Below are 14,920 nucleotides of genomic sequence, written 5' to 3' on the forward strand. Positions count from 1 at the left end.
ACAGGTGACTCAGAGGCTCAGATCAACCTTCAGCGGATGGGGTCGGTTTCTCACTGGAATTCAGGTTCCAGTGCGGCCCTGTCAGAGCATCTAACAGCTCGGAATAGGTGGGGCGTTCTTCCCCGTCGGTCAGTTTCAGGCTCTCAGGCATGTTTTCGGGTTCGTCTTTAACCCGTTGTACGTTCGCGCCCAGTGCTATCAGCTTCTCTTCGAGGCATTCATAGCCCCGATCGAGATGATAAATCCGGCGAATGACTGTCTCGCCTTCAGCCGCTAGTCCTGCCAGGACCAGGGCTGCACTCGCTCTTAAGTCGGACGCCATCACACAGGCACCGCTCAGACGGGAAACACCATTCAGAATTGCACTGGCTGACTCACGTCGGATTTTCGCTCCCATGCGGGCCAGTTCCGAAGCATGCATAAAACGGTCGGGAAATACTTTATCAGTCACAATACTGATCCCCGGCACACAGGCCAGTAGCGACATCAGCTGTGCCTGGACGTCCGTGGGAATTCCCGGGTAAGGCAAGGCGATACAATCCACCGATTTCAGGGGTTGAGTAACCTTCACCCAGACGGACTGTCTGCGTTCAGGCTGTTGTGGGTACTCCAGTTGAATCGTCACTCCAATTTCACGCAGTTTTTCCATGACTGCGGTAATGTGATCCGGTCGCACCTCGTTCAACTGCACATCGCCGCCGGTCATCGCAGCCGCAATCATCAGTGTGGCAGCTTCAATGCGGTCAGGTATGACCTCGTGCTCGACTGCCTGCAGACGCGCCACTCCTTCGATCTTCAGGAAGGGAGTCCCCAACCCCTCAATACGCGCCCCGCAAGCATTGAGGAAGTTACCCACATCGACAACTTCCGGCTCACAGGCAGCCGACTCAATGGTTGTCGTTCCCTCCGCCAGTGTAGCAGCGATCATCACATTACAGGTGCCGGTGACAGTACTCCCGAATGCTCCCCCCAGAAAAATATTCGCTCCACGTAAGCGGTCGGCACGAGCGATCACATATCCACGGTCGACACGAATCTGAGCTCCCAGTGCAGCCAGCCCTTTGAGATGCAAGTCAATCGGGCGATCACCGATATTACAGCCGCCCGGCAGAGAGACACAGGCCATCCGTCGTTTCGCGAGTAAAGGGCCGAGTACGCAGACACTGGCCCGCATACGCCGGACCAGATCATAGTCGGCAATGCAGGCACTTTCATCGACGGTCTTCAGATGCAGCAGACCAGACTCATCACGCTGCACGTCCATCCCTAGAGAGCCTAATACCCGGGACTGTGTCGTCACATCAACCAGGTTGGGAATGGAGCTTAAAGTCGTTTCCCCCTCGCAGGCCAGTGCAGCCGCCATTAATGGCAATGCTGAATTTTTCGCACCGCTGACTGTAACACTGCCGGAAAGCCGTTCGCCTCCGCGAACGATAAACATATCCATCCCTGGATCTCCTGGAGTTGACTGGATGAAATGGGGGTCAGAACAGTATAGGCAATGACTTTATTTTAAGATAGGCATTTTTGCGCAACGATCACCCGGGATCGGTTTGCCAGATCTGCTTTCACTCTGATATTCCGATAATTTCCGGATGTCGTAAGTATCTCTCTCAAAGAGGCTTCCTGCTCCGGCGAAAATTCCAGCAGCAGATGCCCACCTTCTTTCAGATAAGGGATCGCTGTTTGAATAATCTTCCGATAAAAGTCGAGGCCGTCCGCTCCTCCCGCGAGAGCAAGTCGCGGTTCGTGTTGACGCACATCGGCATCCAGCGTTTCGATTTCGGCATCGGGAATATAGGGGGGATTGCTGGCAATCAGATCAAACTGCCCCTCAGCGGGAAGCTGTTCGAAACAGTCGCTTAACAGAAACTGAATCTGTTCCAGCAGACCATTACTCTCGGCATTCTTCTGTGCGATAGCCAGAGCCGCCTCGCTGATGTCCGTCGCCAGAAAGGAAGCGGCAGGACAGTTTGCTGCAGCTGCGATCGCCACACACCCACTTCCGGTACATAAATCGAGAATCCGGGGGGAAGTCAGCTTCTGTGCTTCTTCGACCAGTTCCATGACCAGGGTTTCGGTGTCCGGACGCGGGATCAGAACATTCTGATCGACATAAAAATCAAGCCCGAAGAATTCCCGCTTGCCTACCAGGTATGCCACCGGTTCGGCATGAGAGCGACGTTGAACCAGCGAACGCATTGTTGCCCGCTGCTCTTCGGTCACGATATCTTCGTAATTGGTGTAGAGCCGAATCCGCTCACAATTACGTGCAAACGCCAGCAGGACCTCCGCATCCAGACGGGGAGAATCACTGCCATGTTTCGCCAGATGGCTTGTGGTCCAGTCCAGGATGCGACGCACGGTCCACGGTTCTGCAGATGCATTCGAACCAACTTCCTGAGATGGGGAGTTATCTGTCACGTCACGATCCATCGAACTGCCTGTCAGTCAGAAACTGAAGCAGCCACGCTTTAATTATTTTTTGGCGCTGTCACCCAGCAGACGCTCTTCGCGGTCAAACTGTAACAGTGCGTTGATCAGTTCATCCAGATCACCCTGCATGATCTGATCCAGCCTGTACAGAGAAAGGTTGATCCGGTGATCCGTCACTCGTCCCTGCGGAAAGTTGTAAGTCCGGATACGCTGGCTGCGGTCACCTGAACCAATCAACGTCCGTCGCTGATCAGCACGCTCTGCAGCGGCCTGCTGCTGCATCTGTTCGAGCACCCGGCTGCGGAGCACGCGCATCGCTTTGGCTTTGTTCTTGTGCTGACTTTTTTCATCCTGACACTGCACCACGGTACCTGTCGGCAAGTGAGTGATGCGGACGGCACTTTCAGTCTTATTGACCTTCTGTCCCCCCGGGCCACTGGCGTGAAATGTATCCAGGCGAATATCGTCCGGTTTAATTTCCACCTCCACTTCACTGGCTTCGGGCAGCACAGCGACAGTCGCGGCACTCGTGTGGACACGCCCCTGTGTTTCTGTTTCCGGAACGCGCTGCACCCGATGACCGCCACTCTCAAATTGCAGACGGTGGTAAGCGCCCTCTCCAGAAATTGAGAATGTGACTTCCTTGACGCCCCCGAGTTCGGTCGCACTCAGGTTCAGTACTTCTGTCTTCCAGCCCTTCTGGGCTTCGACGAAGTGCTGGTACATCTGGAACAGCTCACTGGCAAACAGTGCGGCTTCATCCCCGCCGGCACCAGCGCGGATTTCCATAATCAGACCGCCACGCGTAATCGAATCGCCGGCGACAACCAGATCTTCCAGATCTTTGGTGTGCTTTTCATGCTCTTCGCACAGTTGATCCAGTTCTTTCTGTGCGTAGGCTTTGGCGTCCGGGTCGGTTTCTTCCTCGAGCATTTCCTGTGCGACTTCAATATCCTCTTCACGGGTATTGAACGCACGGACTTCCTGAGCGACTTTGGCCAGACCGCCATACTCACGTTGAACTTCGACCAGCTTGGTGGTGTTTGTCAGTACCTCTGGATCCTGCAGCTGTTTTTCCAGCTCTTCGAAACGTTCCAGTTTGGCCTGCAGAGTGGGAAACTTCATGACCCCGAATCCACGATTAAGACCGCCTGATTATAAGTGATCTGGTCATCCATGTGACTACAGTCGCGAGTGAATCAGGCTAAAAGAAGTATTTGAGACGACCATGTATTAAACGAGGCTCATACGGACAATCCGCAGAGCCTCAGTTTGAAATCGATGATTCAGGCCGCTACTCGGTTTCTTTCTTGTCTTCCCCTTCGGATGCGTTGCGCTTGTCCCAGTTGTATTTTTTCTGGAACTTTTCGACCCGACCGGCACTGTCGACGAACTTCATCTTACCGGTGTAGAAAGGGTGCGACTTGGAGCTGATTTCAACTGCAACGACCGGGTAAGTATTGCCATCTTCCCATTCGATGGTGGACTTTGAGGTCGCGGTAGACTGAATCATAAATGCATCACCAGTCGAAGTATCCTTAAATACGACCGGATGATAATCGGGATGAATGTCTTTTTTCATTTTCTCAGTTTCTTTGTTACCTAATAACCTGTTCAATCATACGGACTGACTGCTGACAATCCGACGTGGGGGCACTTTGAATCCACAACTGTCCCGGCCTGTCTACTCCTTCATCAGGACCGGACAAGACCTCGTTCTGTTTCACAAGTCTGTTCCTGTAGACTTCACGTATGCAGACTCGGATTCCTAAAATCTGGAAACAAAACGGCTTATAGAATTCTCGCTTTACGAAACAACACAGTTTACGTTCCGCCAGTCCAATGAGCAAGCGCAAAGGCCCCATCAGCCAAATTCACATAATCTGTTACATGACATAGTGTTACATCATATCCAACCGGTAATTATCGACTGATTCCGGTCATTTTTTCAGATTTTTAACCAATGAGTCGAGATTCGCCTGATAAGCAGTCAATCCAGCACGCTCAATCACCTCTCAGCACATCCTGGCTGTTCAATTCTGTTCACGAGGCTATTCTGAAGTGAGATAACTCTCTATCTGTTTTGAAATTCAAATGTTAAGTAACTTGGCCTGCTGCAGCTGAGCGTTTAGAGTTAAGGAAGTTTTCGAGCGATAGCTCCTCTTTCTCATTTCTCCTGCAGGAACACCAAAGATGACACAGGCGTTGAACTGGAACAGTCAGAATCTGACACACGGCTGGCAGCGGGGCGTCACCGCATTCTACTACGGACTTGGCTTCTCTGATGCAGATTTTGACAAGGCGCAGATCGGGATTGGTGTTCCCCTGCTGGATGGCAACCTCTGCAATGTTCACGCTTATTCACTGGCAAAGACAATCGCCGAAGGATGTCAGTCCGCAGATATGATCGGTCTCCCTTTCGGAACGCCGGCTATCAGTGACAACATCACCCAGGGACAGGAAGGGGGCAATGCGAGTCTGCCTTCGCGGAATATGATTGCCAATGCAGCCGAATGCGTTGTCAGTGCCCACTCCTATGACGCCCTGATCGGCCTGCATAACTGCGATAAGAACGGCCCTGGTTTTGCGATGGCTCTGGCCCGGATGAACTACCCCGGCCTGATCGTCAGTGGCGGAAGTATTATGCCTGGCTGCCACAAAGGACAGGATATTTCCATTCTCGACGTTTACGACTCCCAGGCAGCTGCTTCCGTCGGGGCCATCGAGAAATCGGAAGCAGACGAAATCCTGCGGACGGCCTGCCCCGGACCGGGAGGCTGTGGTATCGCTGCCTCTTTCAATACCTGGGGAATCGCGTTGGAAGCCATCGGCCTGATGCTCCCCTTCAGCAGTTCGACTCCCGCCATCGACAACGCCAAAAAAGACGAATGCCTGAATGTCGCAGCTGCTGTCAAACACCTGCTGGCAGAAAATATTCGGCCGCGAGACATTCTGACTCGTAAAGCTTTTGAGAACGCTGCCGCTACCATTGCAGCCATAGGTGGCTCAACCAACGGTATTCTCCACCTGCTGGCGCTGGCCCGTGAAGCGGGAGTGGACTTCCAGCTGCAGGACATTCAGCAGATCCTCAAAAAGACCCCCGTGTACTGCAGCTTCGCCCCCCGCGGCAAAAAAACGATGGTAGACCTGCATCACCTGGGTGGGACTCCGCTGCTGCTCAAACACCTTTTAAAGGCAGGCATCATCGATGGCAGTTGCCTGACCGTTACCGGCAAAACACTCGCCGAAAACCTCGCAGAGATCGGCGATGTCCCCGCAGACCAGGATCTGATTGCCCCCCTCGATCAGCCTTATAAAGAGTACGCCGACATGCAGATCTGCTTCGGCAATCTGGCGCCGGGGGGAATCGTGTTTAAGGTTTCCAGCATGCAGGAATCGCATTTTACCGGCGTTGCCTGCTGTTTTGATGAAGCCAAAGGCGTTGTTGATGCCGTTGAAGCCGGTCAGATTAAACCGGGGAGTGTGATCGTACTCCGCAACCTGGGTCCGGTTGCCTCGGGGATGCCTGAAGTGCTGGTCGCAACAGCCGCCCTGACCGTCCCTGAACTCGATGGTAAAGTTGCCTTCATCTCCGACACGCGTGTCTCGGGTGTCTCGCATGGCGCGATCGGCGTACACTGTTCTCCCGAAGCTGCCGTTGGCGGTCCAATCGGTCTGGTTCAGGATGGCGATGAAATCTCGTTTGATCTGCTGGCAGGAACGATTCAGCTGGGAATCAGTGATGAAGAATTTCAAAAGCGAGAAGCTGCTTTAACCATCAAACCAGTTCAGCATACCCGAGGTTATCTGGCCGATTTTTCAGCCACTACTTCTCAGGCACACCACGGTTGCGTGAGCAAGGCGCTGCTCCCCGACTGCGAATGAACGGAACTCCGAGACGAATCATAACACGAGGAAAACCTAAAAGTATGAATAATTCCGCAGCTTTCCCTGAGGACCTGCTCCAGACACTGGAAGAATACCAACAGACACATCTGCTGACCTGGTGGAGCGAACTTGAGCCCGCACAACAGGCGGAACTGGTGAAACAGATTCGTGAAATCAATTTCGCGCAAATCCAGCGACTCTATTCTCCGGGCAGCGCCAGTTCAGAAGAGTCTCCTGCAGAGAAAGCCGAACGGGCCACTCGTCCTGCCACTGTGGTCCGGCTGGCAGACCGCGAATCAGATTCAGCAGAATTGTCAAAGGCCACTGAGGCAGGAAAACAGTGTCTGTCTGAGGGGAAAGTGGGAGCCATCCTGGTGGCTGGTGGTCAGGGCTCTCGTCTCGGCTTCCCCCATCCCAAAGGTATGTATCCGGTCGGTCCCGTCCGACAGACATCGCTGTTTCAGATTCTGGTCGAACAGTTACGGGCCCGTGCGAAGCAGGCAGGTCAGCCAATCAGCTATTTCATCATGACCAGCGATGCGACCCACGACGATACCGTTGCCTACTTTCAGCAGAATCAGAATTTTGGTCTTGTGGATGAGAACCTGTATTTCTTCAAGCAGGGCACAATGCCCGCAGTTGATGCAGAGACCGGCAAAATTCTGCTGGAAAGTAAACACCACATCGCCGTCAGTCCGGACGGACATGGTGGGATGCTGGCCGCGCTCAAGAACTCCGGCATGTTCGATGTGATGCGTGAACAGGGAATCGACACCTTGTACTACCATCAGGTGGATAACCCGACCGCCATCGTCTGCGACCCCGCGTTTCTGGGTTATCATCTCCAGCGGAATGCGGAAGTGTCGGTGAAAGTGGTTTCGAAACGCTCTGCTGATGAGAAAATGGGCGTCGTCTGTGATGTGGATCAGAAGACTCAGATCATTGAATACAGTGACCTGCCATCCCATATCGCGGAACGAACGGATGAAGCGGGACAGTTACTGCACTGGGCCGGCAGCACGGCGATCCATGTCTTCAATCGTGATTTCCTGGAACAGATTGCGGACAACGATGATCAGTTTCCATTCCACCGGGCCAATAAGAAAGTTCCGCACATTGATGCTTCCGGTTCACAGATTACACCTGAGGAGCCGAATGCCATCAAATTTGAACGATTCATTTTCGATGTGCTGCCGGTCGCGGATACCGTTCTGGTCTATGAAATCGATCGGGAACGGGAATTCAATCCATTGAAAAACGCGGAAGGACAGGATTCGCCTACAACAGTCCATGCCGCCCTGAATCGGATCGCCGGGGAATGGCTCACAGCCTGCGGAGTTGAAGTTCCCGGGGACTGTCCGGTTGAAATCAGCCCGCTGCTCGCTCTTGACGCAGAGGATCTCAAATCGAAAGTTTCCGCGGACCTGACAATCAATGGCCCCCTCTACCTCGGAGAATAACAGCCCGGAGCCAGCCTGAGCTGGCAGGGTTTCGTATCTGGAGAAACGAATATGCTGCATACGGTGGTCATGGCGGGGGGAAGCGGTACGCGTTTCTGGCCCCAGAGTCGCAAAGCGATGCCCAAGCAACTGCTCAGTCTGATCGGCGCGGAGACGATGATCCAGGAGACCGTCGGTCGCTGTCGTCCACTGTCGGAAGCTGAGCAGACCTGGATCGCCACCAATGCGACACTGGCACCGGAAATCCAGCAACAACTTCCCCAGTTGACGGCGGATCATATTCTGGTCGAGCCCGCCCCCCGAAACACAGCCCCCTGTATCGGGCTGGCTGCCATTCATCTGCTGAAACAGGATCCCGAAGCGATCATGCTGGTGGTTTCCTCGGATCATGTGATTCATCCCGCGTCCGGCTTTCAACAGACAATCCAGCATGCAGTCAATCTGGTGAATGCGGAGCCTGAGCGCCTGGTTCTGATTGGAGTCCCCCCGAATGCACCTGCAACCGGGTACGGATATATTCAGACGGGTACGAGAATCAACGAGGAAACAGGGCCGGCGATGCAGGTCGCCGCTTTCAAAGAAAAACCAGATCTGGAAACCGCACAGCAGTATCTCGACAGTGGTGAATTTCTCTGGAACTGTGGCATCTTCGTCTGGAAAGCAAAGACGATAATGGAATCCCTGAAACATCGGGAACCGGTAATGTACGAGGCGTTGAATCGTATTGCAGACGCCATTGATTCTGCTGAATATGAATCGGTTCTCACAGCCGAGTTTAGTGCGATGAACTCCATATCGATCGACTATGCCGTCCTGGAACACTCGAAAACAACTCTGGCAGTCGTGCCGGCTGAATTTGAATGGGACGATGTCGGCAACTGGAGTACGCTGCAGAAGTATTTCCCCTCAGATGAGCAGGGAAATACGGTAGTGGGTCTGCACTGCGGCATTGAAACATCGAACTGCATCATTCGCACGACAGACGATCATCTGGTGGCGACTTTCGGTGTGAGCAATTCCCTGATTGTACATACGCCTGACGCGACACTGATCGCCCCGCGAGATGATGAAGCAGCCATCAAAGATCTGGTGAACGCCTTGAAGGAGCGAGGTTATGAACAATACCTCTGAGACAGAGGGAACGGGCGAATCGGAGTTCCCCACGGAGGGCCGATTGCTGGGCCTGGACTACGGCACCAAACGGGTTGGCATTGCGATCTCGACGGCAGAACAGAATATTTCGAGCCCGCTGGATAATTATACGCGGCAGTCTGTCGAGCAGGACCAGAAGCACCTGCAGAAAATCATTACGGAGTACCAGTGCAAGGGACTGGTAGTCGGGCTTCCCGTTCACATGAGCGGAGATGAGGGCCAGAAAGCGAAAGAGGCCCGCCGATTTGGCGACTGGATCAGTGAGTTTGCCGGGATTCCGGTACGCTACTGGGACGAGCGTTATTCATCCGCCACTGCCGAGGAATTCCTGATGAATATGAACATCAGTCGGAACAAACGAAAAGCCTACCTCGATAAACTGGCCGCTCAGATCATCCTGCAGTCGTTTCTGGAGAGTCCGAATCGCGATCAAAAACCGGAATCTTTTTGACTCCCACCGACGCTGTTTCCCTATAATGGACGAAACCTCTTTGGGTACAGAAGCATGTCAGATCAGAAACACGAACGGTCATTAATGAAACACCAGCCCCTGGATCGTGAAGAATACATCGAACAGGTCTACTTCTTCCGTAACTATCGTGAGCGGCTGGAAGACGCGGTCCCTTCACAAGTAATCCTGGCGACGATTTACGAAGAAATTCTGGCAACCACGAAATTGCCGATGGCGATTGATTTTCTGAAAGGGGAGTTACTGCTCACCGGTCGTATCTCCGACGGAATGCAGAAGCTTTCGCATTACTTCACTCCTTTTCAGGCGTTCATTCTCAAAAGTGCCGAGGAAGAGAAATCCAAGTTTGATCAGAAGACGGCACTGATGGTTCTGGAACGTGAGGCCGAGTATCGCTCAGAAAACTCCAGCAGTGCCGGACTGTTTATCTATCAGTTTGAATGCATCTCGCGTAACCGGCTGGGCTATCACCTAGGCCTGGAAGCAATCTCCCAGGACACACAGTACAACGCCGACTGGGCGGAATGGATTCGCAAACTCAAGATCCAGCTGGGCTCGGTCGATTTTGCAGATCTACTCTATTTAAGATCTCAGCATTTTGTCGATGAACAGAAACGCATCCCGGGGAACGCGGACTTTGAGCCTTCGTACCCAATTCTGTTCAGCGTACAGGACGGACGGATTGCCAAGGCTAACCACAACCGGGATCCTCTGTATATGTTTGCGGCTTTGCAGCGCCAGCTGGGTTACCCCAAGGTTCCCCGCAGCCTGGCCAAACCGGATAAACCTGTATTTCACCCCGCCTTAGAAGCGAGGCTGCATAAAATTGAAATGCGTCTGCAGCTCATCGACGCAGAGCTCAAAGGAAAATTCGATTTGAAACAGTTCATGGTCAAAGACAAGAAATTTGATGATCTCGACCTGAACAAAAACCTGTAAACATCAGACCAGATATTTGCCCGGTTTTCTGATTATCACTTGTCAAAGACCAGCCTGATTACCTAATATAATCATATCGAAGCTGTACTTATCGCATGATCAGGCGCAACTGATCGGTAAACTGGAAAGTTTCTTGAGAATTTAACGCATCGACTTTGTCTCATTAACATTCAGGAGGTACTATCCGCCCAGCTTTGTTACACGTTCCCGCCTAAAACCACTTGAGAAATGCCTTTGATTTCCCACCTTTAACCTACACCCACCTTATGTAGGACAGTTAGAAAGGCTCACGAAAATGTCTACGATCACTATTGATGCGCCCGAAGCGCGCCCACTGTATCCATCCACAACTGCTCACCACCAGACACAATTTCAGTCAATTTTTAAAACCATTATCTGGTCTGCTGGTGTGATTTTATTCTGTCTGGCGATGTTTGATTTTTATGCCCAGACTTACGCACATGAGACCGAGATTGCTTTGCAGAAAGCCCAGGCTGCTAAGCTCGATCTCAACAAAGACCTGAGAATGTCTGATATCACTCCGTTCATTTCAGGTTCTCCCAGCATCAGCACTCTGCCTGCTGACCGCTACACTCACATGTGCAAGGAAATGAAACAATATACCTGGAACGGGTTCTTCAAAACCTACACTCTGTCGCTCTATGTTGGTCTGGGTGAAAACCCATCGATCGACTTCGTACATGGCCCCGGCGACGTGGTCGAAGCGAAACAGAGACCACGTGCTCCTCAGATTAGAAAATTAAAAATCTGATTTAAACCGGCACTGGTTGAACATCAGCCTTGAGCAGACTATAACGACTGCTCAAGGCTTTTTTTATTGATCAAATTATGCAGACACTGCGATTGCTCACACATCGGCTACGACTCAGAACAGCAAGAAAGAATCATGGAACGCATCGAAGGCCATCTCTATGACTATCCGAAATACTACGATCTGATCTTTGGTGATGACTGGAAAGCGGAATTTGACTTTCTGCAGAACTGTTTTAAAAAACATGCCACACGCAAAGTCAAAAGCCTGTTCGAGCCTGCCTGCGGGACTGGGCGACTGCTGATTAAACTGGCCCAGGCTGGTTACAAAGTCGCCGGCAATGATCTCAACCAGCATGCGATCAAATACTGCAATGATCGCCTGGAACGCGGCGGTTTTCCCCGTTCTGCAGAACTGGGGGACATGTCTGACTTCAAACTCAAACGCCCCGTGGATGCTGCTTTCAACACGATTAACAGCTTTCGTCATCTGCCCAGTGAAGCCGCAGCTGAAAATCATCTGAAATGCGTGGCCGAGGCCCTGAAACCCGGAGGCCTGTATATCCTGGGACTGCATCTGACCCCCACCAAAGGGGAACCCATGCAGAGCGAGAGCTGGTCAGCGCGGAGAGGCAATCTGCAGATCAACTCACACATGCAGTCGATCTGTACGGATCTGAAAAAGCGGAACGAACACCTCGAAATGACGTTCGACGTTTACACGCCGTCGCGCCAGTTTCAGTTGTTTGATACGATGGACTACCGCACCTATACCGCACCGCAGTTCAAAAAGCTGCTGTCCAAAGTTCCGGAGCTGGAAGTGGTCGAGCTCTACGACTTCATGTATGAGATGGATTTTACCATCGAAATCGATGCTCGAACCGAAGATGTCGTTTTTATTCTGCGAAAGAAATAGTCGACATTTACAACTCAGCTCAAGCAGCGATTAACCTTCGCTGGCTTCTGCGTTCGGAATGACGCGAGTACCGATATTCTCACCCGCGACAGCCTTCTCGATGTTTCCGGTCTTACGGAAGTTGAATACCAGAATTGGAATGCCGTGTTCCATGCAGTGATGCAGAGCCTGGGCATCCATGACCTGCAGGTTTTTATGCAGCACGTCCTGGTAACTGATTTCCGAGAAACGAACGGCATGCGGGTTCTTTTCAGGATCGTCTGAATAGATGCCATCAACCTTGGTGGCCTTGAGCAGGATATCAGCGTCGATTTCACGCGAACGCAGTGCAGCGGCCGTGTCGGTCGTCACGAAGGGACTTCCTGTTCCAGCAGCCAGAATCACGACACGTCCTTTTTCCAGGTGACGGATGCAGCGTCTTCGGATAAATGGTTCGGCGACCCCTTCCATGCGGATAGCGGTCTGCAGACGAGTTGCCACTCCAGCCATCTCCAAAGCATCCTGCAGTGCCAGACCGTTGATAACGGTTGCCAGCATCCCCATGTAATGAGCGGTGGCCGGGTTGATCGATCCGCTGGAAGAAGAGAACTGCTTACCCCGCAGAATGTTTCCCCCACCACAGACAATCGCCAGTTGCACTCCGGAGTCAACCAGCCGCTTGATCTGTGCGGAAATGGATTCCAGCTCCGACATGCTGATGCCCCCTTCTCCATCGCGGCAGAAAACTTCACCGCTCAATTTGAGCAGAACACGCTGGTAAGCAGGTTTCAACAGGGGAGCAGGAGAATCGTTCATCCTTGGATTCCTCGATGTCAGAGAGGTTGCTGAAAGTAGGTATTGAGTGCAGTCAGTGTAGAAAAAAACGCACGCGCGCCCGGGGCACGCATGCGTCTTTCAGTTTATATTATTAGCCGCCAATCGCCCAACGGGTGAATGAAACAGCTTCCAGTCCTTTTTCTGCCAGAGCCTGGCTGACGGTCTTGGAATCATCAACGGCAAATGGCTGATAAACCAGTACGCCCTGCTCAACAAAGAAAGTCTTCATCCGGCCATCAACGATTTTCTCGATGATGTTATCCGGCTTGCCTGTTGCTTTTGCTTCGTCAACCAGACGGGTCCGCTCTTCTGCAACAACAGCAGAATCCAGTTCGTCTTCTTTAACAACTGTCGGCTTCAAAGCGGCGATGTGCATTGCAACGCCACGCAGCAGATCTGCGTCTGCAGTCTCACCAGCAGCCTGGAACAGAACGCCGGTCTTACCGTCATGGTGCACGTAGCTGCCACTGGGAGATTTGGCTCGTGCGATTTTAGAAACGACGATCTTTTCGCGGATCTTATTCAGCATGTCCATGAAGTCGTCGTTGAGAGTTTTGCCAGCTGTCTTTTCAGAGTCGAGTTTCAGCAGGTCTTCAACGGTGTTGACTTCCGGGTTAGCCAACAGCTGTGCGGCACAGGCGTTGGCGAAGTTGGTCAGGTCTTCCCCACCGGCAACCGGCGCTGATTCACAGACGATTTCCAGCATGACAGTGTTAGAACCATCATCGCTGGAGAGGACTGTAATCCGGCCTTCGCTGGTGGCATTATCACTTCGCTTCAGCTGAATTTTACCGGCTTCTTCACGCAGAATTTCGATGGCTTTATCCTGATCGCCACCAGCTTCCTGCAGTGCTTTTTTGCATGCCATCATTGGCAGGTCGGTCATTTCGCGTAAGGCTTTCACGGCTGCAGCTGTAATTTCAGCCATTGTCAGTCATCTCCTTCGAAAGCAATTCACTGGGAAATTGCTCTTAATACTAATCCGATGTAATTGTTGATATTCACTGTGCTGCTGCCGACCGGTCAACCAACCGGAACAGCAGCAGTCACGCTTACTGTCTCTTAATGACACGAAATTACAGAGAAGGTACCGGCTTCAGTTCTTCTTCGCCGCCTTCATCTTCATCTTTTTTACCGGTATCCGGCAGATTGCCTTTACCAGAAACAACAGCTGCAGCCAGCTGATTCATGACCAGACGGATGGAACGAATGCTGTCGTCGTTACCTGGAATCGGCAGATCGACTTCATCCGGATCGGAATCGGTATCAATCAGGCCAACAACTTTGATTCCCAGGATGTGGGCTTCGTGAACGGCATTCTTTTCCTTGGTTGGGTCGACAACCACCAGTGCTTCGGGCAGGCGGTTCATGGTACGGATACCATTCAGGTTACGGTAAACCTTGCGTTTTTCCCGCATCAGAGTCGACTGCATCTTCTTGGAGTAGGAATTGATTTCACCGGTTTCTTCCAGTGATTCCAGTTCTTCCAGACGCTTCAGACGATTACGAACGGTGCGGAAGTTGGTCAGAGCGCCACCCAGCCAGCGTTCGGTCACGTAAGGCATGCCACAAGCGTTGGCTGCATCGCGAATCGGGCCCTGTGCCTGCTTCTTGGTTCCGACGAAGAGAATCAGGCTGCCCTGTGAAGCGACCCGTTCCAGATACTTTTTACCACGCAGAATGCCGCGGACAGTCTCTTTCAGGTCGATGATGTGAATCTGGTTACGACGTCCGTAAATGTAAGGACGCATTTTGGGGTTCCAACGGCTGGTCTTGTGACCGTAGTGAACACCCGCTTCGAGAATATCTTTAACGACTAATTCCGACATCTTTGAACTCCTAATGTAAAGGGCACATGACCTGCCAGGGGTCACGTTCTTAAATGAATACAATCATTAGACTTATCTAATGAAGGCGTCTGTCATGGCATTCCAGATCATTAAGCGCACTCTGAGCTGACAACACCGCTGAGTGCGAATGGATGGATCCTATCTGAGTTATTCGCGCCCGTCAAACCATGCGACCGTTAATTCAGTGAATTGAATCGAATTTGAAGCTGGCGTTCTAAGAAGT

14 protein-coding genes are annotated in these 14,920 nt (G+C 52.2%); 7 read left to right on the forward strand and 7 right to left on the reverse strand.

Going from position 1 to position 14,920, the window contains the following annotated elements; all coding sequences use genetic code 11:
* Positions 1 to 22: 22 nt before the first annotated feature.
* From murA to HG66A1_RS17215, 4 genes are all read right to left on the reverse strand, one after another.
* A complete protein-coding gene (gene murA, locus HG66A1_RS17200; RefSeq protein WP_145186550.1) occupies positions 23 to 1,447 on the reverse strand; it encodes a UDP-N-acetylglucosamine 1-carboxyvinyltransferase in 1,425 nt (474 codons plus the stop codon).
* A 65-nt stretch (positions 1,448 to 1,512) separates the two neighbouring features.
* Complete coding sequence (gene prmC / locus HG66A1_RS17205) at positions 1,513 to 2,436, reverse strand: peptide chain release factor N(5)-glutamine methyltransferase (protein WP_145186553.1); 924 nt, start codon at positions 2,434 to 2,436, stop codon at positions 1,513 to 1,515.
* A 42-nt stretch (positions 2,437 to 2,478) separates the two neighbouring features.
* Positions 2,479 to 3,561 carry a peptide chain release factor 1 gene (gene prfA, locus HG66A1_RS17210; protein ID WP_145186556.1) on the reverse strand — a complete coding sequence of 361 codons (1,083 nt, stop codon included), beginning with the start codon at positions 3,559 to 3,561 and terminating at the stop codon, positions 2,479 to 2,481.
* Positions 3,562 to 3,730: 169 nt separating this feature from the next.
* On the reverse strand, positions 3,731 to 4,018 hold the full coding sequence (locus HG66A1_RS17215) for a type B 50S ribosomal protein L31 (protein WP_145186559.1): 288 nt from the start codon (positions 4,016 to 4,018) through the stop codon (positions 3,731 to 3,733).
* A gap of 611 nt (positions 4,019 to 4,629) precedes the next feature.
* On the opposite strand from HG66A1_RS17215, the gene HG66A1_RS17220 reads away from it, so the two are divergent.
* The 7 genes from HG66A1_RS17220 to HG66A1_RS17250 all read left to right on the forward strand — a co-directional run bounded on the left by HG66A1_RS17220 (position 4,630) and on the right by HG66A1_RS17250 (position 12,031).
* Complete coding sequence (locus HG66A1_RS17220; RefSeq protein WP_145186562.1) at positions 4,630 to 6,321, forward strand: dihydroxy-acid dehydratase; 1,692 nt, start codon at positions 4,630 to 4,632, stop codon at positions 6,319 to 6,321.
* Positions 6,322 to 6,365: 44 nt separating this feature from the next.
* Entirely contained in the window at positions 6,366 to 7,784 is a 1,419-nt protein-coding gene (locus tag HG66A1_RS17225) for a UTP--glucose-1-phosphate uridylyltransferase (RefSeq protein ID WP_197996638.1), read from the forward strand.
* Between the two features lie 51 nt (positions 7,785 to 7,835).
* Positions 7,836 to 8,915, forward strand: a complete 1,080-nt coding sequence (locus HG66A1_RS17230) for a mannose-1-phosphate guanylyltransferase (RefSeq protein WP_145186568.1) — start codon at positions 7,836 to 7,838, stop codon at positions 8,913 to 8,915.
* Positions 8,899 to 9,387 carry a Holliday junction resolvase RuvX gene (gene ruvX / locus HG66A1_RS17235; protein WP_145186571.1) on the forward strand — a complete coding sequence of 163 codons (489 nt, stop codon included), beginning with the start codon at positions 8,899 to 8,901 and terminating at the stop codon, positions 9,385 to 9,387. The genes HG66A1_RS17230 and ruvX overlap by 17 nt, the downstream gene beginning before the upstream one ends.
* A 54-nt stretch (positions 9,388 to 9,441) precedes the next feature.
* The gene (locus HG66A1_RS17240) at positions 9,442 to 10,344 is read left to right on the forward strand and encodes a hypothetical protein (RefSeq protein WP_232106598.1); all 903 of its coding nucleotides are present in this window, start codon (positions 9,442 to 9,444) and stop codon (positions 10,342 to 10,344) included.
* Between the two features lie 295 nt (positions 10,345 to 10,639).
* Entirely contained in the window at positions 10,640 to 11,116 is a 477-nt protein-coding gene (locus HG66A1_RS17245) for a hypothetical protein (RefSeq protein ID WP_145186574.1), read from the forward strand.
* Positions 11,117 to 11,251: 135 nt separating this feature from the next.
* Positions 11,252 to 12,031, forward strand: coding sequence for a class I SAM-dependent methyltransferase (locus HG66A1_RS17250; RefSeq protein ID WP_145186577.1), 780 nt, complete (start codon positions 11,252 to 11,254; stop codon positions 12,029 to 12,031).
* Positions 12,032 to 12,061: 30 nt separating this feature from the next.
* Here HG66A1_RS17250 and pyrH read toward each other — a convergent pair whose 3' ends face one another.
* From pyrH to rpsB, 3 genes are all read right to left on the reverse strand, one after another.
* Positions 12,062 to 12,826, reverse strand: coding sequence for a UMP kinase (gene pyrH / locus HG66A1_RS17255; protein WP_145041688.1), 765 nt, complete (start codon positions 12,824 to 12,826; stop codon positions 12,062 to 12,064).
* A gap of 112 nt (positions 12,827 to 12,938) precedes the next feature.
* On the reverse strand, positions 12,939 to 13,775 hold the full coding sequence (tsf, locus tag HG66A1_RS17260; protein ID WP_145186580.1) for a translation elongation factor Ts: 837 nt from the start codon (positions 13,773 to 13,775) through the stop codon (positions 12,939 to 12,941).
* A gap of 148 nt (positions 13,776 to 13,923) precedes the next feature.
* Positions 13,924 to 14,676: a 30S ribosomal protein S2 gene (gene rpsB, locus HG66A1_RS17265; protein WP_145041690.1), complete on the reverse strand. Its 753-nt coding sequence runs from the start codon at positions 14,674 to 14,676 to the stop codon at positions 13,924 to 13,926.
* Between the last annotated feature and the right edge of the window lie 244 nt (positions 14,677 to 14,920).

It is taken from the genome of Gimesia chilikensis (genome assembly GCF_007744075.1).
Lineage (GTDB): Bacteria > Planctomycetota > Planctomycetia > Planctomycetales > Planctomycetaceae > Gimesia > Gimesia chilikensis_A.